This window comes from Allobosea sp. P1_A7, from assembly GCF_056406775.1.
The window spans coordinates 1-23,365 of the sequence record NZ_JBFTZN010000048.1 but is presented as its reverse complement, the minus strand read 5'-3'; the positions used below and the strand labels follow the sequence as shown (position 1 = coordinate 23,365).

20 protein-coding genes and 1 pseudogene are annotated in these 23,365 nt (G+C 65.7%); 13 read left to right on the top strand and 8 right to left on the bottom strand.

Annotated elements, in window-relative coordinates:
- Window positions 1-3 precede the first annotated feature (3 nt).
- The 5 genes from AC1D34_RS10750 to AC1D34_RS10730 are packed head-to-tail and all read right to left on the bottom strand — an operon-like array spanning window position 4 to window position 6,538.
- Window positions 4-945 (bottom strand): ABC transporter permease, encoded by a 942-nt coding sequence (locus AC1D34_RS10750; RefSeq protein ID WP_441479972.1) that lies wholly within the window; start codon window positions 943-945, stop codon window positions 4-6.
- 3 nt (window positions 946-948) lie between these two features.
- Window positions 949-2,070: an ABC transporter ATP-binding protein gene (locus tag AC1D34_RS10745; protein WP_476824227.1), complete on the bottom strand. Its 1,122-nt coding sequence runs from the start codon at window positions 2,068-2,070 to the stop codon at window positions 949-951.
- A complete protein-coding gene (locus tag AC1D34_RS10740) occupies window positions 2,067-3,083 on the bottom strand; it encodes an ABC transporter ATP-binding protein (RefSeq protein WP_476824226.1) in 1,017 nt (338 codons plus the stop codon). The genes AC1D34_RS10745 and AC1D34_RS10740 overlap by 4 nt, the downstream gene beginning before the upstream one ends.
- Window positions 3,084-3,127: 44 nt before the next feature.
- Window positions 3,128-4,648 carry an ABC transporter substrate-binding protein gene (locus tag AC1D34_RS10735; protein WP_441507364.1) on the bottom strand — a complete coding sequence of 507 codons (1,521 nt, stop codon included), beginning with the start codon at window positions 4,646-4,648 and terminating at the stop codon, window positions 3,128-3,130.
- A 57-nt stretch (window positions 4,649-4,705) separates the two neighbouring features.
- On the bottom strand, window positions 4,706-6,538 hold the full coding sequence (locus tag AC1D34_RS10730) for a gamma-glutamyltransferase family protein (RefSeq protein WP_476824225.1): 1,833 nt from the start codon (window positions 6,536-6,538) through the stop codon (window positions 4,706-4,708).
- 210 nt (window positions 6,539-6,748) lie between these two features.
- Here AC1D34_RS10730 and AC1D34_RS10725 point away from each other — a divergent pair, with 210 nt between their 5' ends.
- Together AC1D34_RS10725 and AC1D34_RS10720 are read left to right on the top strand one after the other, a co-directional pair.
- A complete protein-coding gene (locus AC1D34_RS10725; protein WP_476824224.1) occupies window positions 6,749-7,462 on the top strand; it encodes a GntR family transcriptional regulator in 714 nt (237 codons plus the stop codon).
- A gap of 24 nt (window positions 7,463-7,486) precedes the next feature.
- The gene (locus AC1D34_RS10720) at window positions 7,487-7,903 is read left to right on the top strand and encodes a nuclear transport factor 2 family protein (RefSeq protein WP_441507361.1); all 417 of its coding nucleotides are present in this window, start codon (window positions 7,487-7,489) and stop codon (window positions 7,901-7,903) included.
- Window positions 7,904-7,975: 72 nt separating this feature from the next.
- Here AC1D34_RS10720 and AC1D34_RS10715 read toward each other — a convergent pair whose 3' ends face one another.
- Window positions 7,976-8,677 (bottom strand): L,D-transpeptidase, encoded by a 702-nt coding sequence (locus tag AC1D34_RS10715; protein ID WP_441507360.1) that lies wholly within the window; start codon window positions 8,675-8,677, stop codon window positions 7,976-7,978.
- A 241-nt stretch (window positions 8,678-8,918) separates the two neighbouring features.
- On the opposite strand from AC1D34_RS10715, the gene AC1D34_RS10710 reads away from it, so the two are divergent.
- From AC1D34_RS10710 to AC1D34_RS10695, 4 genes are read left to right on the top strand one after another with little or no spacing between them, the layout of a single operon-like run.
- The gene (locus AC1D34_RS10710; protein WP_441507359.1) at window positions 8,919-9,971 is read left to right on the top strand and encodes an ABC transporter substrate-binding protein; all 1,053 of its coding nucleotides are present in this window, start codon (window positions 8,919-8,921) and stop codon (window positions 9,969-9,971) included.
- Between the two features lie 20 nt (window positions 9,972-9,991).
- Window positions 9,992-11,011: a FecCD family ABC transporter permease gene (locus AC1D34_RS10705; protein ID WP_441507358.1), complete on the top strand. Its 1,020-nt coding sequence runs from the start codon at window positions 9,992-9,994 to the stop codon at window positions 11,009-11,011.
- The gene (locus tag AC1D34_RS10700) at window positions 11,004-11,855 is read left to right on the top strand and encodes an ABC transporter ATP-binding protein (RefSeq protein ID WP_476824223.1); all 852 of its coding nucleotides are present in this window, start codon (window positions 11,004-11,006) and stop codon (window positions 11,853-11,855) included. Before AC1D34_RS10705 ends, AC1D34_RS10700 begins: the two co-directional genes overlap by 8 nt.
- Window positions 11,845-12,651 carry a substrate-binding domain-containing protein gene (locus AC1D34_RS10695; RefSeq protein ID WP_441507356.1) on the top strand — a complete coding sequence of 269 codons (807 nt, stop codon included), beginning with the start codon at window positions 11,845-11,847 and terminating at the stop codon, window positions 12,649-12,651. Before AC1D34_RS10700 ends, AC1D34_RS10695 begins: the two co-directional genes overlap by 11 nt.
- A gap of 615 nt (window positions 12,652-13,266) precedes the next feature.
- Here AC1D34_RS10695 and AC1D34_RS10690 read toward each other — a convergent pair.
- Window positions 13,267-13,815, bottom strand: a complete 549-nt coding sequence (locus AC1D34_RS10690) for a GNAT family N-acetyltransferase (RefSeq protein ID WP_476824222.1) — start codon at window positions 13,813-13,815, stop codon at window positions 13,267-13,269.
- A 445-nt stretch (window positions 13,816-14,260) separates the two neighbouring features.
- Here AC1D34_RS10690 and AC1D34_RS10685 point away from each other — a divergent pair, with 445 nt between their 5' ends.
- The 6 genes and pseudogenes from AC1D34_RS10685 to ltaE all read left to right on the top strand — a co-directional run bounded on the left by AC1D34_RS10685 (window position 14,261) and on the right by ltaE (window position 21,112).
- Window positions 14,261-14,935 (top strand): NAD(P)H-binding protein, encoded by a 675-nt coding sequence (locus AC1D34_RS10685; RefSeq protein WP_441507354.1) that lies wholly within the window; start codon window positions 14,261-14,263, stop codon window positions 14,933-14,935.
- A gap of 66 nt (window positions 14,936-15,001) precedes the next feature.
- The gene (locus AC1D34_RS10680) at window positions 15,002-15,694 is read left to right on the top strand and encodes an alpha/beta hydrolase (RefSeq protein ID WP_441507353.1); all 693 of its coding nucleotides are present in this window, start codon (window positions 15,002-15,004) and stop codon (window positions 15,692-15,694) included.
- Window positions 15,695-16,175: 481 nt separating this feature from the next.
- Entirely contained in the window at window positions 16,176-17,408 is a 1,233-nt protein-coding gene (locus tag AC1D34_RS10675; protein WP_441507352.1) for an HlyD family secretion protein, read from the top strand.
- Window positions 17,409-17,925: 517 nt separating this feature from the next.
- Window positions 17,926-19,578 (top strand): arylsulfatase, encoded by a 1,653-nt coding sequence (locus AC1D34_RS10670; RefSeq protein ID WP_476824221.1) that lies wholly within the window; start codon window positions 17,926-17,928, stop codon window positions 19,576-19,578.
- Between the two features lie 177 nt (window positions 19,579-19,755).
- Window positions 19,756-19,906 (top strand): annotated as a pseudogene (locus tag AC1D34_RS10665) (L-serine ammonia-lyase); the annotation flags it as partial.
- A 159-nt stretch (window positions 19,907-20,065) separates the two neighbouring features.
- Complete coding sequence (ltaE, locus tag AC1D34_RS10660) at window positions 20,066-21,112, top strand: low-specificity L-threonine aldolase (protein ID WP_476824220.1); 1,047 nt, start codon at window positions 20,066-20,068, stop codon at window positions 21,110-21,112.
- Between the two features lie 523 nt (window positions 21,113-21,635).
- Here ltaE and AC1D34_RS10655 read toward each other — a convergent pair.
- Entirely contained in the window at window positions 21,636-22,106 is a 471-nt protein-coding gene (locus AC1D34_RS10655; RefSeq protein WP_441507349.1) for an NUDIX hydrolase, read from the bottom strand.
- A gap of 294 nt (window positions 22,107-22,400) precedes the next feature.
- On the opposite strand from AC1D34_RS10655, the gene AC1D34_RS10650 reads away from it, so the two are divergent.
- Window positions 22,401-23,309 carry a universal stress protein gene (locus AC1D34_RS10650; protein WP_476824219.1) on the top strand — a complete coding sequence of 303 codons (909 nt, stop codon included), beginning with the start codon at window positions 22,401-22,403 and terminating at the stop codon, window positions 23,307-23,309.
- The last annotated feature ends 56 nt before the right edge of the window (window positions 23,310-23,365 follow it).

Sequence of the window (23,365 nt, the reverse complement as noted above, 5' to 3'; positions counted from 1 at the left end):
AGGTCAGCTTCTCAGTCTTGGGTTGACGAGGATGTATCCGATGTCGGCCAGCAGGTTGAGGACGATGTAGAAGAGCGAGGTCACGAGCACGACRCCCTGCACCACGGGATAATCGCGGGTGAAGACGGCATCGACGATCAGCTTGCCGAAGCCCGGGATCGTGAAGATCTGCTCGGTCAGGACCGCGCCGGAAAGCAGCGCGCCGAACTCAAGCGCACCAAGCGTGATGATCGGCGTCAGCGCATTGCGCATCGCATGCTTGAACACGACGACCCACTCACTGAGGCCCTTGGCGCGCGCGGTGCGAACGTAATCGCTTTCGAGCGCCTGGAGCATCGCGCTGCGGGTATGGCGCATGATGACGCCGGCGATCGCGGTGCCGAGCACGCAAGCCGGCATGATCGTCGTCGAGAGGTTCATCTTCAGATCCTCCCAGGGGCTGACGAAGCCCGAGGCCGGCAGCCAGCCGAGATGGACCGAGAAGAACATGATCAGCATGATGCCGAGCCAGAAATTCGGCACCGAGATGCCGGCAAGCGACGCGACATTGGTGGTGTAGTCGATGGCGCTGTTGGGGCGCAGAGCCGAAATGACGCCCGCCGTGATGCCGACCACGAGCGCGATCAGGATGCCCATGACCGCGAGCTGCAGCGTCACCGGCAGCTTGAGCAGGATCAGCTCGAGGACGGGGCGGTTATGGCGCATGGATTCGCCGAGATCGCCGGTCACCACGCCCTTCAGCCAGTAGAGATACTGGACGATCAGGGGCTGATCGAGGTGATACTGGGCGCGGATCGCGGCCAGCGTAGCCTCATCGGGATTTTCGCCGGCGAGCACGAGCGCCGGGTCGCCCGGCAGGAGATGCTGCAGCGAGAAGATGATCATCGACAGAAGGATGACCGTCGGGACGAGTTGCAGAAGGCGGCGTCCAAGAAGCGAAGACATGGGTCAGCCCTCCGTCACGGTCTGGGCCGGCCGCGCAGCCATGGCTTCAAAGGCCGCGAACAGCTTTTCGAGCTTCGGGTTGCGTGGTTCACGCGCAATCTCGGCTGCATCCTGTGCCGGCAGTTCGCGCCAGAAGGCGCAGGCATTGGCATGGCCGCCCGCTTCGACCTCGAGCACCATGCTCACGCTCTTGCAGGCCGGTCGCGCATGCGGGCAGCGTGTATGCAGCCGGCATCCTTCGGGCGGGGACAGCGGGCTCGGCAGATCGCCATGGAGTCTCGCCGCGCGCGAGCGCTGGTGGCTCGGCGGCGCCGCGACCGGAATGGCCGAGAGCAGCGCCCGCGTATAGGGGTGGCGCGGCGCGGCGAAGATCTCGTCGGAGGTGCCCATCTCGACGACCTTGCCGAGATACATCACGGCGACGCGATCGGCGATGTGCTTCACGACACCGAGGTCGTGCGAGATGAAGACGAAGGCAATACCGAGCCGCTTCTGTAGGTTCTTCAACAGGTTGAGGACCTGCGCCTGGATCGAGACGTCGAGGGCCGACACCGCCTCGTCGCAGATGATCGCCTTCGGCTCGGAGGCGAGCGCCCGGGCGATGACCACGCGCTGGCGCTGGCCGCCGGAGAATTCATGCGGATAGCGGTCCGCCTGTTCCGGGCGCAGGCCGACCATGTCGAGAAGCTCCGCGACGCGCCTGGCGCGCTGCCCGGCCGGCACGATGTCGTGCAGCATCAGCGGCTCGGCGATCGTCTGGGCGATCRTCATGCGCGGGTTGAGCGAGGCATAGGGGTCCTGGAAGATCAGCTGCACATGCCGGCGCTGTGCGCGCACGGCCGCGTGGCTGGCGTGGGTGACGTCCTGCCCGTCGATGAAGACCTCGCCGGAGCTGGGCTCGATCAGGCGCATCAGCAGGCGGCCGAGCGTCGACTTGCCGCAACCGGATTCGCCGACGATGGCGAGCGTTTCGCCGGGCATCAGCGACAGGGTCACGTCATCGACCGCGCCGACGGACGCGAGCGGGCGGCCAAACAGCGAGCGCTTGACGACGAAGCTCTTGCCGAGGCCGCGGGCTTCGAGGATCGGCTTGGCCGCGGGGGAGCTGGAGGCGCTCTGGATCATGGGACGAGGTCCTGCATGGGCGCACGCCAGCAGCGGCTGAAATGGCCGGCCGTGACCTCGATGAGGTCCGGCATCTCGGCGCAGCGCGCGACGCGGAAGGGGCAGCGCGCCTGGAAGCGGCAGCCCGAGGGCGGATTGGCCATATCGGGCACGGTGCCGGTGATGGCGACCAGCTGCTCGCGCTTTTCGTCGAGACGCGGTAGCGAGCCGAGCAGGCCGACCGTGTAGGGGTGCTGCGGGAAGGTGAAGAGATCCTCGACCGAGCACTGCTCGACGACCTGGCCGGCATACATGACGATGACGTCGTCGCAGGATTCCGCGACCACGCCGAGATCATGGGTGATGAGGATGATGGCGGTGCCGGTCTTCTGCTGCAGCTCGCGCATCAGCTCGAGCACCTGCGCCTGGATCGTGACGTCGAGCGCAGTCGTCGGCTCGTCGGCGATCAGCAGCTCGGGATCGCAGGCGAGCGCCATGGCGATCATCACGCGCTGACGCATGMCGCCCGAGAGATTGTGCGGATATTGATGGTAGCGGGTCTCGGGCGACGGAATGCGCACCAGCTTCAGCATGGCGATGGCGCGTTCTGTCGCCTCCTTCTTCGAGATCGGGCGGTGGCGCAGGATGACTTCGTTGATCTGCTCGCCGACCGTATAGGACGGGTTGAGCGAGGTCATCGGCTCCTGGAAGATCATCGCCAGCCGGTTGCCGCGCAGGCTGCGCATGCCTGATTTGCTCTCGTCGAGCAGCTCGCGGCCATCGAAATTGACGCGGCCGGAAATGCGCGCGCTGTGCTCGGGCAGAAGCCGCATCACGGCGAGCGAGGTCACGCTCTTGCCGCTGCCGGATTCGCCGACGATCGCCAGCGTGCGCCCCTTCCGGACCGAGAAGCTGACGCCGTCGACCGCAGTCACGGTGCGCGTGTCGCCTTCGAAGGCGACACGCAGGTTGTTGACGTCGAGGACGGACGCGGATGCGTCATCAGCCCGAACGGATCGGAGTGGGGTGCTCATCGCGTCCTTGGTACCGGTTCAGTTCTTGGTTCCTGGGTGCCGGCTCAGTTCTTGCGGCTGACGTCAGCCAGGCGGATGATGCCATCCGGAGCGGGCTTGAGGCCGGTGATCTTGGAGCTGTGCGCGAAGATCCACTGCGAGTGGTAGAGATAGACGATCGGCAGGTCCTTGAGCAGGATCGCGACCGCCTTGGCGTATTCGGCCTGGCGCGCGGCGGGGTCCCCGAGCGAGCGGGCCTTGGCGAGGATCGCGTCGAGCGCCTCGTTGCAATACTTGGCGTCGTTCGTCGCGGCGCCGCAGGAGAGCATCGGGGTGACGTTCAGGTCGGGATCGACGCGGCCGCTCCAGCCGACGAGATGCGACTGGAACTTGCCCTGACGGGCGACGTCGAGCAGCGTCATCAGTTCGGTCGGCTTGATCGAGACCTTGATGCCGATGTCCTGGACCATCGCCTGGATGAGCTGGGCGACCTGCTGGCGCTCGGCATCGGTGGGAACGAGCAGTTCCAGATTGACCGACTTCACACCGGCCTCGGCCATCTTCTTCTTGGCGGCGTCGAGGTCACGGGCCGGAACCGGGAAGCTCTTGTCGTAGAACGGGCTCGACGGCGGGAACGGCTGGTTGCCGATGCTGGCCTGGCCGTCGAAGACGACATTGCTGATGGCCTGACGATCGATCGCGAGGCTGAAGGCTTCGCGGATCGCGGCCTTCTTGCCGGCATCGAGATTGGCGCCATCGCCACCGATGCTGAAGGTGATGCCGTAATAGCCAAGGCCGACGACGGGATCGACGGCGAGCGCCTTGTCGGCCTTGACGGCGTCCACGTCGGTCGCTGCCAGACGCTCGATCAGGTCGAGCTGGCCCGAGCGCAGGTTCAGCAGGCGGACGTTGGAATCCGGCATGCCGCGATAGATCAGGCGATCGAACTTGTACTTCGCCGCATCGTAATATTGCGGGAATTTCTCGAGGACGATGCGGTCCTGGACCACGCGCTCGAGGAATTTGTAGGGACCGGAGCAGACCGGCGCATCGGTGAACTTGTCGCCGAGCTTTGCACCAGCCGCCGGGCTGATGATCATGCCGGCGCGGTCGCTGAGCGCGGCGAGCAGCGGAACCGAAGGCTCCTTGAGGCTGATCTTGACGGTGGTCGGATCGACGGCTTCGACGCTCTTGATCGCGCTGATCTCAGCCTTGCGCCGYGAGATCCCCGAGGTGAGCGCGCGCTCCAGATTGTACTTGATCGCCGCGGCGTCGACCTTGGTCCCGTCGTGGAAGACGGCATCGCTGCGCAGCGTCAGGGTCAGCACGGTGCTGTCTGCGCTCCATTCCCAGCTGGCCGCCAGCATCGGGATGATTTTGCCGTTCTGGTCGATGTCGACGATCTTGTCGCAGAGCGACTGCAGCACGTGGCGGCCGACGAAGCTCCAGTTGGACACGGGGTCGAGCGTATCAGGATCGTCCTGCAGGCCGATCTTGAGAACGGTCTGGGCGGCGGCGGGCGCCACCGTCACGGCCATGGCGCCGAGCGTCAGGCTGGCTGCGAGTGCAAGATAAGTCGGTTTCATCGATAGTCCCCTCTCCTGTTCCGGAATGCTTGTCTCATTGGGGTCAGCGGGTCGGGATCAGCGGGCGACCGCATAACCCTGGACGCCGCGCGGGTTGGCGCCGGCCTTCACCAGCTGCACATCGCCATCCATCTCGCGGGCGACCGCCGAGAGGCGTCCTTCGGACCAGGCGTCGCCGACGGTGATCTTGTGGCCCCGCGCCGCCAGATCGTCGCGGACCGCCTGCGGGAAGCGGTCTTCGAGCGTGACCGCGCCGAAGCTGATCTCGCGCGGCCAGAAGGAGCTCGCTAGATGGTCGGTATGGAAGGACGGGGCGTCGATCGCTTCCTGCAGGTTCATGCCCTTGTGGAGATGGCGCAGCAGCATGATCAGCTGCCATTGATCCTGCTGGTCGCCGCCCGGCGTGCCGAAGGCCATGTAGGGCTGGCCGTCACGATAGACGGTCGACGGCGTCAGCGTCGTGCGCGGCCGCTTCGACGGCGCGAGCGTGGAGTTCAGGCCCTCTTCGAGCCAGAACATCTGCGCGCGGGTCGTCAGGCTGAAGCCGAGACCGGGAATGACCGGGCTCGACTGGAACCAGCCGCCGGACGGCGTCGCCGACACCATATTGCCCCAGCGGTCGACGGCGCTGACCTGCACGGTGTCGCCGCGCTGGGCGCCTTCGCGGGTCAGTGCCGGTTCGCCCTGCCTGTCATTCGGCAATTTGGCTTCGCGGGCGACCGTCGGCTCGCCGCCGCCAAGGCCGGGCTGTGCAATGGTGCCAACCGTGCGCAGCGGCGGCAGATTGGGATTGCGCCCCTCAGGGGTGCCGGGGAGGACGTCCATCGACGCCTTACCCGTGATCAGCGCGCGGCGGATATCGGCATAGCCGGAGGAGAGCAGCGCCTTGATCGGTACATCGGAGCTGTCGCCGTACCAGGAATCGCGGTCGGCCATCGCGAGCTTGGCCGTCTCGACGACGAGATGCACGAAATCGGCGCTTGTCGGATCGAGATCGGCGATATCCGTGCCCTTGAGGATCTGCAGCATCTGCAGCAGGACCGGTCCCTGCGACCACGGCCCACATTTGAAGACCTCGCAGTCGCCATAGGTCACGGAGACCGGCTTTTCGATCTTCGGCTGATAGTCAGCCATGTCCTGGGCGGTGATCAGGCCCTTGTGGCGGCGGCCCGAGACGTCCCAGACCTCTTGCGTGGCGCAGAATTCCTCGATCCGCTCGGCGACCGGGCCGCGATACCAGAAGTCGAGCGCCGCATTGATGCGTGCCTCGCGATTCCCGGCCGATTTCGCGTGGTCGAGGATCTGCTGGTAGAGCGCCGCGATCTGCGGATTGCGGAAGAGCTTGCCGGACTGAGGGGCCACGCCGCCCGGCAGGTAAATCTCCGCGGAGCTCGGCCAATGGGTCTCGAAGAGCTCGCGCATCGAGGCGATCGTCCGGGCGATGCGTGGCACCAGCGGGTGGCCGGTCCTGGCGTAATAGATCGCGGGCGCCAGCACGTCTTCGAGCTCGGCCGTGCCGTAGTCGCGCAGCAGCGTCAGCCAGGCGCCGAATGCGCCGGGAATGCAGGCGGCGAGCAGGCCGGTGCCCGGAATGATATCGAGGCCGAGATCCTTGAAATGCTTGATGGTCGCCTTCGCAGGGGACGGCCCCTGCCCGCAGATGACGATCGGCTGATCGGCTCCGGCCGGGGTCACGATGATCGGCACCTCGCCGGCGGGGCCGTTGAGATGGGGCTCGACGATCTGCAGGACGAAACCGGTGGCGACCGCGGCGTCAAAGGCGGTGTGGCCCCTTTCCAGGATGGACATGCCGACGGTCGAGGCAAGCCAATGCGTCGAGGAAACGGCTCCGAATGTGCCCCTGAGTTCCGGTCGCGTCGTAAAAGTCATGGCAATTCCTCATTTCCAGCCATCCGCGACCGCCTTGAGGAAGGCTGTCGACAAGGCCGGAGATCCACGCGGGGATGTTAGACAAGCCTCAGGATTTTGTGCCGCTGCTCATGCGGGAGCGGCTCGTTTTGTATATTTTTTGTCTACATTGCAATAGGATTGTGTACTCATCGGGATCGGCCGAGATGGTCAACTCAGGGGATGGCGAGCTTGGGAATTGAAGATCGCGCGATGCTGGACGTGCCGGCCGCCACCAAGAAAAGTCGCAGTGATTTCATCGCCGAACAGCTCGAAGAGGCTGTGATCAACGGCGAATTTCCGGCGGGCTCCCGGCTCGATGAAGCCTCCATCGCCCTGCAGTTCGGCGTCTCCCGCACGCCCGTCCGGGAAGCACTGCATATCCTGTGCGGCCGCGGGCTGGCCGAGCGCGAGCCCTATAAGGGCGWGGTCGTGACGCAGATTTCCACGGAGCGCATCGACGAGATGTTCGAGGCGATGGCCGAGCTCGAGGCGACCTGCGGCCGGCTCTCCTCACACCGGATGACGATGCGGGAGCGGGCCGAACTCGAAAGCCTGCACCGCCAGATGAATGCGCTGGCCGACGATGGCGACCTCGATGGCTACACCGAGCTCAACACGCAGTTTCACAGCCTGCTCTTCCAGGGCAGCCATAACAGCGACCTGATCGCGGTTGCCCAGACGCTACGGCTGAAGCTCGCGCCCTTCCGCAAATTCCAGCTCAAGGACAAGGGACGCATCAAGCGCTCCTGCCGCGAGCATCAGCAGATCGTCGACGCGATCCTGGATCAGGACGCCAAGACTGCGGAAAACGCGCTGCGCCGCCATCTCGTCTCGGCGGCCCAGGAAGTCCTGATCAAACGGCAGCGTCAGGAAGACGAGGCCGTCGCCAAGAATGCGCTCTGACGCGCTCTGAAAGGTACGTTCCAAATGACTGATAGCATTGAGAAAGAGGCGATCTGTGCGGTGATCGCCACGATGCAGGCGGCCTGGAACCGCGGCGATTTCGCGGGCTATATGGCTGGCTTCGCCAATCCCGATGTGATCTTCGTCTCGCGCGGCCGCATCCAGAAGGACTGGCAGGGAACGCTCGACCATTACATCGCCGATTATGGCGGCGGGCCGGGTTCGCAGGGCGAGCTCGCCTTTTCGAACATCCGCATCGAGATGCTGGGGCCCGATGCCGCCCAGTTGATCAGCGACTACAAGCTGGTGCGCGCGGCGGGTAACCAGACCGGCGTCAACACCCGCCTGATGCGCAAGCGCGACAATGGATGGGTCATCGCCCTCAACCACGTCTCGCAGATCGAAAGCAACACGCAGGCGGGAAAGGCCCCTGGGAACTAACCCGGATGCGGCCGACCGTCGGAGCCGAGCACGGGTCGCGGCGTGAACAGCGCCGCGCCGCCCAGCCGAGTGTCACGCAGCCAGTACGGTAACAGGCGTTCCGGGGGCGACGCGTGCGTAGAGATGCACGATATCCTGATTGATCATCCGGATGCAGCCCGACGAGACGTTGGTGCCAACACTGTAGGGCTCCAGAGTGCCGTGAATTCGGTAGCCAAGATCCCGACCTTCCCCGAAAAGATACAGGGTACGCGCGCCCAGCGGACTATTGGGGCCACCGCGCACGCCAAGGCCCCTCGGCGTCTTCTCGAGCTGGGCCTTGATGGCTGGCTCACGCTCAATCATTTCGCGGGGCGGAACCCAATCGGGCCAGTCCCGCTTCATGTTGACCCGCGCCAAGCCGGACCAGGCGAAGCCCTCACGTCCAACACCGACGCCGTAGCGGGTCGCAACGCGGGGCGTTTCGACGAAATAGAGATGGTAAGAGGCCGGATCGGCGATGATCGAGCCCGGGGCCTCCTCTCGCGTAAGCTCGACGGTCTGGCGCAGATAGGCCGGATCAACCTTTCGATAATCCACCGTCCGGACCGCAAACCGCTCACCTGGATAATCCGTATAGACTTCGGCGTAGTTCGGCCGCGCCAATGTACGCGTCGGGCTCGCTCTGGCTGGGGAAACAGCCGGCAGGCCGACGCTGCTTCTCGTGCCGCATCCCGCGAGCCCGGCAGCGGCAAAGGTCAAGGCAGACATGGTAAAGCAACGGCGGGTCGGCATGGATGTCTCTCAGGCAAGGCTTTGGAGAAACATGGACTTAGATCGTTAGGGCGACGTTAAGCCGACTCAGGAGGGCGAAGCCGCTGTGGAGCGAGGAGGCGGAAGCTGAAGAACCAAGCCTCCAGCCAGCTTGCCGCCCAAGGCATCGCACGCTATTCCCGGTTGAATACAGCGCCTCGATGCCGATCCGGCATCCCGGCATTGCACGTCCGACGCTTCATCGGCTTGCGGGAGGATAGTCATGAGATCGCGCGTCCCGGCTCTTCTCCTCGCCTTGTTGCTTGCGCCGCTGATGGCGACGTCCGGCCATGCCGAGCGGATCGTCACGGACCAGCTAGGGCGGACGGTGACGCTGCCCGACACTGTCTCGCGGGCCGTCGTGCTCCAGCACCAGACGCTCAATCTCGTCGTCCAGATGAACGCGACCGGCAAGCTCGCCGGCATCCTCGACCAGTGGAAGCAGCAGCTCGGCGCGAACTATGTCCGCCTTGCTCCCGAGCTCGCAAAATTGCCGATGCCGGGCGGCCTGACCAAGCTCAATATCGAGGCCCTGCTGCAGCTGAAGCCCGACGCGGTCTTCGTCACCAACTACGCGCCGGCGGAGATGATCGGCCAGATCGAGAAGGCCGGCATTCCCGTCATCGCGATCTCGCTGCTGAGCGCACCGCCGGGCGAGGCGACCAAGGTCAGCCCCGTCGTCGCCGATGAGCAGGCGGCCTATGAGAGCGGTTTCGCCGAGGGCGTCAGGCTGGTCGGTACCGTGCTCGACCGCAAGGACGAGGCCGAGGCGCTGGTCGCCTATGCCCAGGCCAAGCGCAAGCTGGTCGCACAGCGGCTCGCTTCGGTCGCGCCGGGGCAGCGCGTCAGCGCCTATATGGCCAATCCCGACCTCAACACCTATGGCTCGGGCAAATATACCGGCATCATGATGAACCGTGCCGGCGCGGCCAATGTCGCCGCCGCCTTGCAGGGCTTCAAGCAGGTGACGATGGAGGATGTCCTGAAATGGAATCCCGCCGTCATCTTCGTGCAGGAGCGCTATCCTGAGGTGGTCGAGGAGATCCGGCGCGCCCCGGCCTGGCAGCCGATCGAGGCGGTCAAGGCGGGCCGCATCTACCTGATGCCGGAATATGCCAAGGCCTGGGGCTATCCCATGCCCGAGGCGATGGCGCTGGGCGAGCTCTGGATGGCCAAGAAGCTCTATCCCGACCGCTTCGCCGATATCGACATGCAGGCCGAGGCGGACGCCTATTACAGGCGCTTCTACCGCACCGGCTACGATTCTTTCCATTGACGGCGGGGGCCGACCGCCGCGTGGCGCGCACAAGACGTCGCGCCGCCCCCGGCCTTGTTCTGGCGCTTCTTGCAGGCGCGCTCGTGCTCGTCCTGCTGGTCTCGCTCGGCATCGGCCGCTACGGCATTTCACCGGCCCGTGTCGGGCAGATCCTGCTCGCATTCGACGGCACGGATGCGATCGAGCGCCATGTCGTGCTGACGGTCAGGCTGCCGCGCGTCCTGACCGCGCTTGCGGCCGGGGCGGGGCTGGCCCTGTGCGGGGCGGCGCTGCAAGGGGTGTTCCGCAACCCGCTGGTCGGCCCGCATATCATCGGCGTCTCGACCGGGGCGGCCTTCGGCGGCACGCTCGCGATCCTGCTGAGCGGGCCGCGCGGGCTCCTGCTGCTGCTCGCCTTTCTCTTCGGCATGCTGGCCCTGCTGATGGTCTACGCGCTGAACGCGCTGGTGGCGCGGCGCAACATGCTGGTCCTGGTGCTGGCGGGCGTCGTCGTCAGCGGCTTCTTCGGCGCCCTGGTGAGCCTGGTGCAATATCTCGCCGACGCCGAGGAGAAGCTGCCGCGCATCGTGTTCTGGCTGCTCGGCTCCTTCGCCACCGCCGATTACGACAAGCTCGCGCTGATGCTGGGGCTGCTTGCGCCGGGCGCCGTCCTGCTCCTGCTGCTGCGCTGGCGCATCAACATCCTGTCGCTGGGCGAGGAGGAGGCACGGGCGCTCGGCGTCCGGACCGAGCCGACGCGCTGGCTCGTGCTGACGCTGATCGGGCTGATCGTCTCGGCCCAGGTCGCGGTCAGCGGCGTGATCGGCTGGATCGGCCTCGTCATCCCGCATCTGGCGCGGATGCTGGTCGGCCCCGACCATCGCGCCCTCATGCCGGCGGCGATGCTTGCCGGCGGTCTGTTCATGGTGCTGGTCGACGATGTCGCGCGCAGCTTGAGCCAGAGCGAGATCCCGCTCGGCATCCTGACGGCGCTGATCGGCGCGCCTGTCTTCGCCCTCGTCTTCCTGCGCGCCACCGGCTCGGAGCGCGGCCATGGCTGAACCCCGCATCCGGGCCGAGCAGGCCGGCCATTCCTATGACGGCCGGCGCTGGCAGTTCCGCGCGCTCGACCTGACGGTTTCTGCGGGCGAGATCGTCGCGGTGCTCGGCCCCAACGGGCGCGGAAAATCCACGCTGCTGCGCGCCATCGCCGGGCTAATCGCGCCCAATGCCGGCCGCATCGCGGTCGGGGACGCCGTCGGCTTCGTGCCGCAGGCCTTCATGCCGGCCTTTTCCTACAGCGCGTTCGAGATCGTGCTGATGGGGCGAACGCGGCATGCCCCGCTGCTGCGGGCACCCGGCCGACGCGACCGCGAGATCGCGGCCGCCTGCCTCGCCGAACTCGGCATCGCGGCGCTGGCGGAACGCGCCTTCACGTCGCTCTCCGGCGGTGAGCGGCAGCTCGTCCTGATCGCCCAGGCGCTCGCCGGCGAAACACCGATCCTGCTGCTCGACGAGCCCGCCGCCGCGCTCGACCTGCACCATCAGGACGAGGTCATGGCGCTGATCCGCACCATCTGCGACGACCGGCAGCTCGCAGTGCTGTTCACGACGCATCATCCCGACCACGCCCTCGCCATCGCCGACCGGGTGCTGCTGATGGGCGACGACGAACGGCATCTGATCGGCCCCACGGCCGAGACGATGACGGAGGCCCATCTCGCGGAACTCTACAAGGTGCCGGTGCGCCTTCTGCGCTTTACAGCCGAGGGCCAGGAACTGACTGCCTTCGCCCCGGTTTTCCGCAGTCAGGTCTTGCGCAGCCGGGTCTTGTGCGACCAGGTCTTGCGCGACCAAGTCTTRCACGGCGGCAAGCCGGTTCCGGGAGACCGCCATGCCAAGTGAGGTCGCCGCCGCCGATCCCGTCAGGCTCTATGCCGCGGGCAGCCTGCGCCGCGCTTTCGGGGAGATTCTGCCGCTGTTCGAGCAGGCCCACGCGATCCGTGTGGAGGCGCTCTTCGGCCCGGCCGGACTGCTGCGCCAGCGCATCGAAGCCGGCGCGGCGCCCGATGTCTTCGCGTCCGCCAATCTGGACCATCCCCGCCGATTGTTCGAAGCTGGCCTGTTCGACGAGCCGATCTGCTTTGCCCGCAATCCGTTCTGTGCGGTCGTCCGCCGTAATTTCGGCATCCAATCCGCCGGGCTGATCGACGCCATGCTCAATCCGGCGCTCATGCTCGCGACCTCGACGCCGGGCGCCGACCCATCGGGCGATTATGCCGAGATGGTCTTCGCGCGGATCGACCGGCTGCGGCCGGGCGCCGGCGCGCTGCTTGCCGCCAAGGCTCGCCGGCTGCTCGGCGGCGGCTTTGCGTCAGAGGTTCCGGCGGGGCGCGCGCCGGCCGCATGGCTGATCGAGACGGGACAGGCCGATATCGTCCTCGGCTACCAATCCGGCACATGGGGGCTTGATCCCTCCGGCCCCTGCGCGCCCGTCGATCTGCCCCAGGGCTGCGCGGTGACGGCGTCCTATGGTCTGGCCGTCGCGCGCGGGACCGGGCAGCGCGGGTATGGGCTTGCTGCCTTCCTGACAGGCGGTGAGGCCGGGGCGCTGCTCTATCGCAATGGCTTCATCGCCCCCAACCACGTTTCGCAGAGCCAGACCATCCATACCGGTGCGAAGGCACCGGCTCGCGAGTGAAAGGATGAGCCGGAGCATGTCTCACGGCACCACCCTGCCCTGTCGCCATTGATACGCCGCGGCGCCCGCGACAGGTCGCGGTCAGGGTCGGGCAAGGGCCAGCCTCGCACGAGCGGAAAGCGTTTTTTCACGCGCTGAAAGCCGGCCCCTATCAGACCCAATGGCAGCGGCGGATGCGCCTGCCAAAGCTGTCGCGATGCACACGGCAGAGCTGGCGCCGATGGCGGCGGTGATGTCTGCGATGCTGCGGCGGGCGGTGATGCCGGCGATCCCAATCCGAACCACGCTGTTGGGCCCAATCCAATGGCGTTCCGTCCGGAAGCGTCAGATCAGACAGATCTGCGTTTGGCGCCTCGGGCGCCTGGAGCCGTGGGGCGGCCTGCGCGCCCTGGGGCCGCAAAGCGAGGGCCAGGCCAAGACTCATGCCCAGAAATCCGGTGAGGAATGCCCGGCGTTCCGCCTCCTGATGCGAGCCAGTGGCCTCACACAGTGCCATTGAGCTCGAGGCKGCCTGATCTGCCGCCTCCTCGGGAACGCGTGGGGAACACGTGGCCGCCCGATTTGTTCGGCACTGAGGCTCACGAAGACGATGCGGTCAAACCATAAGAGCCTTGTTCACGTTGATGGCGCAGCGATCTCAACCGTGCTCATGGCGTGTCGGTATGTGTCCAGTTGCAGCGTCATGTCCACGCGGTCCATGCCCGGCGCAAAGCCGTCCGGTACGCGGGTGGTTTCGACGAAGCTATAATGCGCGAAGAACCCGCAACTATACTGGGTGGTCTCGATGATCACCGTCTCGAACACCGGTTCCGCGGCGATCTGCGCCAAGCGTTCGCTCAGCAGGCGCTCGCCCAGCCGTCGACCGTGCAGGTCGCCCCGCACCATGCCCCAGCATRGGAAGGCGACCGAGGGGTCTTCGCCCCCGCCGGCATAGCCGCCGCAGCCCAGCGCCTCGCCGTCCATCGACTCCAGCATGAAATAGGGCCCCGGCATGTCGTCGAGAAAGGTGAGGAAATCGGGCCTCTCGGCCGCTGCGAAGTAGCGGGGCACATTGCTCTCGAACAGCGCCAGCCCGAGTTCACGGTCCTCCATCCGCCACGGGCGCAGGCGCAACCTGGCGCCCGGTGCGTTCGGGTTCAATTGGGCGTGACGGATCCTGGACATGAGCAAACCTCAACCGTGAAGACAGGCCTCGCCGCGCACTGACACCCGTGGACGGCGAAATCGTACAGGGCCAGTCGATAATGGCGCGTGTTTGTCGGCCGCATCGCTCAACTCATCCTGCCCCACAGCTATTGCTGGCCTCCCGAAAACGGGGCCCCGAGAATCGCGCATCCGGCCGGCCGAGGGATTGATGGTGGCGATGATGCCGGTGTCGCCGATCTCGGCAGACAGGAGCGACCGAGGTGGCGTAGCGTGGTCCGCCTCTGCCAGGGTCGAACGCCCCCCAGGCTCGAAACCCCGCCCGCCGCCCCCCTCTTTGACCGGCGCTCGGAATAATGGCCATGGTCGCCGTGAGCTAGGAGCCCCTGCCCATGTCTTCCCTGCCCAAGCCTTGCCTGCCCAAGCCTTGCCTGCCCAAGTCTTCCGTGACCAGGCCTTCCCCGCCATGACCCAGCACGTCCTCCTCGCCGGCAGCACCGGACTGGTCGGCAGCCTTGTCCGGGCCCGGCTCGCCGCACGTCCCGACATCGATCTCGTCAGCCTCGTGCGCCGTGGAGCGTCCGCGTCCGGGCATGAGGTCGATTTCGAGCAGCTCTACGAAACGCCCGAGGCGTTCCTGAAGCCACTTGCGCCCGACGGCATCGACGTCGCGATATCCTGTCTCGGCACGACCATCCGCACGGCGGGGTCGCAGCCGGCCATGTTCCGCGTCGACCATGATTATGTGCTCGCCGTCGCCCGGGCTGCGCGAGCGCTTGGGGCCCGGCAGTTCATCCTGGTGACCGCCGTGGGCGCCGGCGGCCCCGGCTTCTACCTGCAGACCAAGGGCGCCATCGAGCGGGCGGTCACCGATCTCGGCTTTGCGCGGGTCGACCTGATCCGGCCCGGTTTCCTTCTCGGCGGGCGCGCGGAGCGGCGCGTCTGGGAGGCGATCGGCCAGCGCATCTTCGCGGCGCTCACCCCGATCATGCTCGGCCCGCTGTCCCGCTACGGGGCCATCCCTGCGGAAACGGTGGCGGACGCGATCGTCACGCTCATCGGCAATGCCGCGCCCGGCCGGCACCTGCACGAGAACGCCGAGATGCGTCGGCTTTCCCAGGCGACGCGAGTCAGCGGATAGAGGCGGGCCACGCCGCCCCGTGAACGCCATCCGGGTCGCCCCGCGGCAGTGTCAGCATCTGCCGCAATGTCGGAGATGGCTGCCAGGCTGACACGCCATCGTCATGCCTGTGGGATCTCTGCCGATCCACTCCACAGGTCGAAGCCCGCTGACCCCATGCAATTCAGTTTCGTTGAGCCCAGCGATCCATCGGCGCCGCCACTGATCCTGCTCCACGGCTCCGGGGGCAACGAAACGGACATGCTTCCCGTCGCGGCAGCTGCAGCTCCGAGCGCGGCTGCATTCTCGCTGCGCGGGGCGGTCGCATGGGAGGGCGGCCATGCATTCTTCAGGCGCCTGCCCGATCGAAGCATCGACGAAGACAGCATCCGGGCCGAAGCGCCGGCTCTCGGAGCCTTCATGGCAGAGATCGTCGCAAGGCATCCTGGCCGGAGCAAACCGATCCTGGTCGGGTTCTCTAACGGCGCGATCATGACTGCCGCCCTGGTGATGCTCTTTCCCGATCTGGTCAGGGGAGCCGCGCTGCTGCGCCCGCTTTCGCCGTTCGCGACGCCAGGGGAAACACGATTGCCGGCCACGCCGGTGCTCGTCGTCGATGCGACCCATGATGCTCGCAGGCGGGCGGAAGACGGTATCGAGATGGCGGCGCAACTGCGTCGCGCAGGGGCGATTGTCGATCACCAGAGCCTGAATTCCAGCCACGCCCTGACCGGTGATGATCTCGCACTGCTGCGCGGCTGGTTGGCGAAGGTCGTTTGACGTCCGCTAAGGGGCCGAAAGTCCCCGTTGGCCTCCGTGGCCGGAGACGCCGGCCGATCGGCTCCAGACACTGCCCCCTTGAGGTCCTGGCCAAGACCCTGTCCGGTTCGAGCGCAGAAACCGCCGGCACTGGCTGCCCGCTAGCGCCCTCCCCAGCCGACCTGATTACCAAGAACTGGCGCACGCTCGTTCGCGCCGGAGAGAAGATCCGTTCCGACGAGGACGGGCGCCGCTCGGAGATCGACGCGGCAGTGCTGGCCGGCTGCTTGCAAGCGCGAAACGTCTGGAGTGAGTGATTGCTGACGCTGTCGAGAAGCACTAGCCTCTTGCGACGTCGTCCAGCGTTCGTGGAAATGAAGTGCCAGCAGTCACCATCACCGCGGCGATGGCCCACCGGTTGAGCCACTTCGTCGGTTGAATCCCTCGTAGACGCACGCCGATCGCGCGTCGAAGCGCGACGCCGAGCAGAAGGAGCCCTCCCATGCTTGAGCTCTTGTTCTGCTCGCTTCTGACGATCCTGCCCGACTACCTGTTTCGCCGCTACGGTCAGGGCCGTCGGATCGGCAAGGAGATCACGCTCTTCTCGGTCTGGTTCGAACTGCGCTGGGGCATCACGGCTTGCGCGATGCTGACCGTCGGGTTGATCACGGTGGTCTTCTACAATCATCCCTCGACCACGAACGCGACCCTGTTCTTCAGGGCCGTGCCGATCATGCCGGAGAACAGGGGAAAGGTCGCCGAGGTCTTTGTCGGGCTCAGTGGCAGGGTCGAAAAGGGCGCGCCGATCTTCCGTCTCGACAGCAGCGCGCAGGAAGCGGCAGCCGAGACCGCCCGCCGCAGGATTGCCGAGACCGAGGCAGCGCTTGTTGTCGCCCGGTCCGACCTCGCCTCGAGTGAATCCAAGATCCAGGAGGCGAGGAGCGACCTCCAGCAGGCACAGGACGAACTGCGGACCAAGCAGGAATTGATGCGACGGAACGCGAATGTCGTCGCGCAGCGTGAGATCGAGAGGCTGGAGGTCCGCGTCGCCGGGCGAGAAGCCGCTGTGAACTCGGCAGCCGCGGCGCGCGATACCGCGCAGATCCGGATCTCGACGCAGCTTCCGGCAGAGAGGGATAGTGCCCAGGCGGACCTGGCTTTGGCCCAGATCGATATCGACAAGACGGTGATCCGGGCCGGCTTCACCGGCCGTGTCGAACAATTTGCGCTTCGTGCCGGCGATCTCGTCAACCCGAACATGCGCGCGGGCGGCGTCCTGATCCCCGAGGAGGCCGGGCGCTCCTCCCTGCAGGCCGGCTTCTCCCAGATCGAGGCGCAGATCATGAAGGTCGGCATGGTTGCCGAGGCCACCTGCGTCTCAAAGCCCTGGGTCATCATTCCGATGGTGGTGACCGGGCTGCAGGATTTTATCGCAGCTGGGCAGTTTCGCGGCGGCGAGCAGCTGATCGATGTTCAGCAAATTGCCAAGCCCGGCACGATCCTGACATTTCTCGAGCCGCTCTATCCCGATGGGCTCGACGGCGTGACGCCGGGCAGCAGCTGTATCGTCAATGCCTATTCGAGCAACCATGATCGCATCGAGGCGAAGGACACCGGCTCAGTCAAAAGGGTCGCTCTGCATGCGGTCGACGCGGTCGGGCTCGTTCATGCCATGATCCTGAGGATCCAGGCGCTGCTGCTACCGATTCAGACACTGGTTTTCTCCGGACACTGATCCGGCAGCGCAAACCGCCGATCGGCGCCCTTACGGTTTCCGTCGAGCGGACATCAGAAACTCTCCGCGCCCGACAGGTGGAAACGCCGCGGCGCTGCATGGATCCGGTTTCCGCGCGTGAGGGCCGCTGAGTGATACTCGCGCCTGTACCTGTTGGGCGCGCATTGGAGCTCTACCCGAAAGCTGACATTCCTGATCGTGGGGGTGACTGCTGCTCCCGACCCAACAGAGACGTTTGCGGCGAGGCCGGTGACGGACGAAGTTTGGCTAGGCCCGACCCTCAGAATGTCCCTTCCTGGGGCATCGAAGCGCCAATGGATCCGTTCGCTACTGCCCCAAGGTACAGTAGCACGCAGCCCTGCTATCCCGGTAAATCGGCGCGGCCGCCATTTTGAATAAATTCTTAAGGTGCCCGCGGAGGCCCATKGGCACGAGGTGCGGCCACAAGCATCATCCTGGAGGGTCGGACATGAAGATTGGTCGACGCGAATGGCTTGGTCTCTCTGCGAGTATCGCCATGCTGACCGGGGCGAGTCTCCCTGCGATAGCGCAGCAACCTCAGCCCCAGCAGCAACAGCGGCCTAACATACTCGTGATCATGGGCGACGACGTAGGCTGGTTCAATGTCGGGGCCTACCACCGGGGTATCATGTCCGGGAAGACGCCCAACCTCGACAGGCTGGCGGCGCAGGGAATGATGTTCACGGATTACTATGCCGAAGCCAGTTGTACCGCCGGCAGGGCAAGTTTCATCACCGGCGAAATCCCCTTGCGCACGGGTTTGACCACCGTTGGACAAGCGGGTGCGGATGTCGGCATGCCGGCCCAGGCAGCGACGATCGCCAGCGCTCTGAAAACTCAGGGATATGCCACCGGCCAGTTCGGAAAGAACCATCTGGGCGACCTGAACAAGTTCCTGCCGACATTGCACGGCTTCGACGAGTTCTTCGGCTACCTCTACCACCTCGACGCGATGTCCGATCCGTTCTGGTATTCGTTCCCGGACGAGCAGTCCTATCGCGACAAGGTCGGCCCCCGCAACTTGGTGCATACCTTTGCCACAACCGTGGACGACGCGACCGAGATGCCGCGCTGGGGCAAGGTCGGCAAGCAGAGGATCGTGGACGAGGGACCTCTGGCGCCCTACCCCAACATGGCCAACGTGCCAAACATGCACGACATCACGCCGAAGGCTAAATACGACATGACGACCTTCGACGAAATACTGGTCAAGTCGTCATGTGACTTCATGGACAAGGCCAAGGCTGACAAGAAGCCGTACTTTGTCTGGCACAACACGACGCGCATGCATGTCTGGACCTTCCTGTCGCCGAAATATCAGTCGCTGATGAACAGCAATACCAATTACGGCCTTGAAGAGGCGGGCATGGCGCAGCTCGATGACGGCGTCGGCGCCCTTTTGAAATGCGTGGAGGATTCAGGCCAGGCGGACAACACGATCGTCATCTTCACCACCGACAACGGTGCCGAAGTCTTCACTTGGCCCGATGGCGGGATGACCCCGTTCAAGGGGACCAAGGGAACGGTCATGGAAGGCGGCTTCCGGGCGCCCGCGATCATTCGCTGGCCGGGCAAGGTCAAGTCTGGCACGGTCGAAAACGGGATCTTTTCGGCGCTGGACTGGTTCCCGACGCTCCTGGCTGCGGCCGGCAATAGCGACATCACCGGCCAGCTCCTGAAGGGCGTGGCGTTGGGCGAGAGGACCTACAAGAACCATCTCGACGGCTACAACCAGATCGATCTGCTCCAAGGCAACGGTCCGTCCGCACGGCATGAGTTCTTCTATTTCGGCGGTCCGCAACTCGGCGCCGTTCGGATCGACAACTTCAAGTACCAGTTCTTCCAGCAGCCGCAGGGTTGGCCCGGCGCGAAGGTCACCACCGACATGCCGACCATGGTCAATATCCGCCAGGACCCGTTCGAACGAACCCCGTCGATCGGCGGGCAGAGCCTCAATGACCTGGGTGGCGGCTATATGAACGACTTCTACGCCCGGGAGTTCTGGCGGTTCGTCTCCGTTCAGGACGAAGTCGCCAAACTGGCTCGTACTGCGATTGACTACCCACCGATGCAGGACCCGGCCTCGTTCAATCTGGAAGCCGTAAAACGGCAAATCGATCAGGCGATCAAGAACAAGCCCKGGAACTAAAGCATCGGCCCGAAAGTGGATTGCGGTTTTCGGGGCAAAGCCGACGCAAAGACAAAGGGTTAGATCATCGGACCCGATACGATATCCGGTCCGATGATCCAAGGAAACGCGAAGCAAGTGGCGGGCAGCTCCGAGCGAGCCGCCCGTCTTTTTTGCGGTCGCGGCCGGTAGCCACCGGTGCTGGGCGGATCGCCCGCGCAGATCGGGGATGCCGTGGAGATTGCCCTCGAACATCATCTCGGCCTGGAGATTTGCATCGAAGCCATGCGGCAGACGGGCGAAGCCATGATCGCGCTTCAAGCAGACCAGCCTCGGCGGCCTGGAGTGAACCGGCCGAAGGGCCGAGCCTGATGCCGCGTCAAGTGCTTATCGTGAGGTGCCGGAGGTCCAAGGCAGGGCTGGCTCCAACGAAGGGCTTGCGTCATTTTCCATGCAGTAGCCGGTGCGCCCTCGCGGGGCACGTTCACGCTCAACCAGGATCTGATCGATGCTAGTGGATGACTTCCGTTCGGATACGGTCACACGCCCCGATGAGCGGATGCGGGCTGCCATGGCTACGGCCGAGGTTGGCGACGCCGTCTATGACGACTGCCCGACCACCAGTCGCCTGGAAGCGATGGTCGCCGAGCGATTGGGAAAGGAAGCCGCCCTTTTCTTCCCCACCGGCACGCAAGCGAACCTCGCCGGGCTGATGGCCCATTGCGGCCGCGGCGATGAATATCTCGTTGGCCAGATGGCTCACACCTATCGGCTCGAGGGCGGCGGCGCCGCAGTCCTCGGCTCGATCCAGCCGCAGCCCTTGCCCAACGAGGCTGATGGGACGATCGCGCTGGACGCCATTGCGAACGCGATCAAGCCGGACGACTTTCACTTCGCGGTCACGCGGCTGCTGGCGCTGGAAAACACCTTCAACGGCCTGGTCCTGCCCGACGCCTACCTGCAGGCCGCAACGCACCTCGCCCGCTCGCGCGGGCTTGCGACGCATCTGGACGGCGCCCGACTGATGAATGCCGCGGCGGCGAGCGGTCGGGACGCGGCCTGGATCGCAGCGCAGTTCGACACCCTGTCCCTGTGTCTCTCCAAAGGGCTGGGCGCGCCGGTCGGCTCCGTCCTCGTCGGCCCCAGAGACTTCATCGAAAAGTCCCGCCGGATCAGGAAAATGCTGGGCGGCGGCATGCGTCAGACCGGCGTGCTCGCCGCGGCCGCGATCTACGCCCTGGAGCACAATGTCACGCGGCTTACTGACGATCATCGGCGCGCCGCAGCTCTTGCGACCGTGCTGGCGCGTTTTCCCGAGCTTGGCGCGGGACCGTCACGCACGAACATGGTGTTCATGACCCCCAAGGGACTCGACACCAGCGCTTTCGTCGCCTTTCTGCGCGGTCGCGGCATCGCCGTCGGCGGGCGCTACGGAACGCTGCGTTGGGTGACCCATCTCGATGTGGATGACGCGTCCGTCGCGCGGGTTRCCGAGGCCTGCGAGGTCTTCTTCGACAGGCAAAGCGCGCCTGCCGGCTTGAGAGCTCAGGCCTGAGGGTCAGGCGCCGGTCGCAGGATTGCGGGCGGCGTCAAGCTGACCTGCCACGCAGGGTCGCGATCGACGCTGTCGTCAGCGAACGAGACGAGCCGCATTCCAGGACCATTCGCCCAAAAAGAGACCCGCCATGGCGGCGGGTCCAGATTGGGAGGGTGTGCGACCTTACCGTGAGCGCCTGCCGGTCCGTCTGTGACCGAAGTCACAGAGCCGGCGATTGCCGGGTTGCTTGACCTGCTCGATGCTGATGCGGACGGGTTGCACTTCCTTGCCATGCCGGTGAAGCAGATGCTGCGCATCATCCCTTATGACGCGCCGCTGGGTGTTTGGGTTGGGGCTCTGATCTGCTCTTGCGTGTACTTTCGCGAAGCGGCTGCGCTTTACGTTCTGGCCCTGCGAGAACGGACTTCAAGCTGGATTGGAAGCGACGGCCAAGGTCAGAGCCACCGCGGACGAGACCCCGGCGAGATAGTGGGTGCATGCTCGCGATCCAGGCAAGGCCGGTGCGAAAGGGACAGCCGGCCTAGCTCTTGTTGGCCAGCCTGTCCTCKAGGCGGTCGAGCAACTCGCCCTGAGCGGCCAGGATGCGCAACCGCGCCTCGGGAAGGGGAAACCAGGCCGCCCGGTCGATTTCGGGGAAGCGCTGGATCAGGCCACTGCCGCGCGGCCACTCGATCTCGACAAGGCTGCTGCAACGAACATCCCCCGGTGTCAGGTCGCCCCGCAGCGCGAAGGCCTCGACCACCTTCCCCGCCCTTTGCCGAATGCGCCCAAGCGGCACGAGGGCGCCTGTCGGCGGGATTCCGAGTTCCTCCTCGAATTCGCGCTGCGCCGTTTCGGCCGGGCTCTCGCCCTGCCCCAGCTCGCCTTTCGGTATCGACCACGCCCCATTATCCTTGTGCCGCCAGAACGGCCCGCCGGGATGGACGAGAAGGACTTCGACCTCCGCGCCCGTGAGGCGATACATCAGAATGCCGGCGCTTTGGGAGGACATGAGCCGCGACACCAAAGAAGGTCAGTCGGCGGCCACATTCGTGTTCTGTCAAGGACGGGCGACGCACCCCGTCGACATTCCGATCCACAGAAGGCGCCGGCGCAGAGGCCGGGGCGGCGCCAGCCATCCTTGGCCCGGTCAAGGACAGCCCCGGGCCTCACCCCTGCGCTTGTGTCGCCGAAACCGGATCGGACGTGCGCAGCGCCGCCGGACTTGACCAGAATCAATGCGCGAATACCGCAACTGCCGCTTCATCATCGCTGCGCGGCCAACGCGACGCATCAGGAGGTCGAGATGAGCGACAGCGCCTTATCTTCCAAGCCCGCTGCCTCCTTCCAGCCCGCTGCAGCGTTGCGGCCCGCCCCGGGCAACGTCTTCAGGGATATCGCCGTTCATCTCGACGGCATGCCGGAAGACGAGCTGCGCCTGGCCCATGCCGAAGCGCTCGCGACGCGCTGTGACGCGCGACTGACCGGCCTCTACACCAACCTTCTCCCCGACCCGGCACTCTATGCCGGTGAGTTCGGGATCACGGCGATCGGACAATTGACCGAGGCGATGATCGAGGACGGCAACAGCGTCGAGCGGCGCCTCAGGGAGCGCCTGGCTCGTCTCGGGCCGACGCATGAGCTGAGGCGCATCGACGCCTTCCCCGGGATGCTGGCACWGGCCGTCGCGACGGAGGCGCGATGGAACGACCTCTTCGTCGCCACCTGCCCCCGCGAAGACGGGCTGACGCGCTGGAACGCGCTGATCGAAAGCGTGATGTTCGATGGCGGGCGCGGTCTCTACCTGCTGCCCCCTGGAACGATGCCGAGACAGGCGATCCACACGATCCTGATCGGTTGGGTTGACAGCCGGCAGAGCGCCCGCGCCATCGCCGAAGCCATGCCTTTGCTCGGCGAGGCGACGCAGGTCCATATCGTCACGGTCAGCGAAGAAGCCCACGGGCGGATGGGCGGGGCGGAGGCGCTTGCCGATGTCACCGCCCATCTCGCCCGACACGGCGTCGGTGCCACGGCAAGCGTCCTGCGCAATGACATATCGCCAGCCGAAAGCCTACTGGCCGAGGCGGGCAGGATTTCGGCCGACCTCATCGTTGCCGGCGCCTATGGCCACTCGCGCTTCAGGGAGTGGATTCTGGGCGGCGTCACACAGGACCTGCTCGCCGCCTCCCCCGTGCCGCTGCTTCTCGCGCATTAGCCCGGAAGTTGCCCGGGACGCCGCCGACCCGACGGGCGGGCCGAACCGGCGATCGG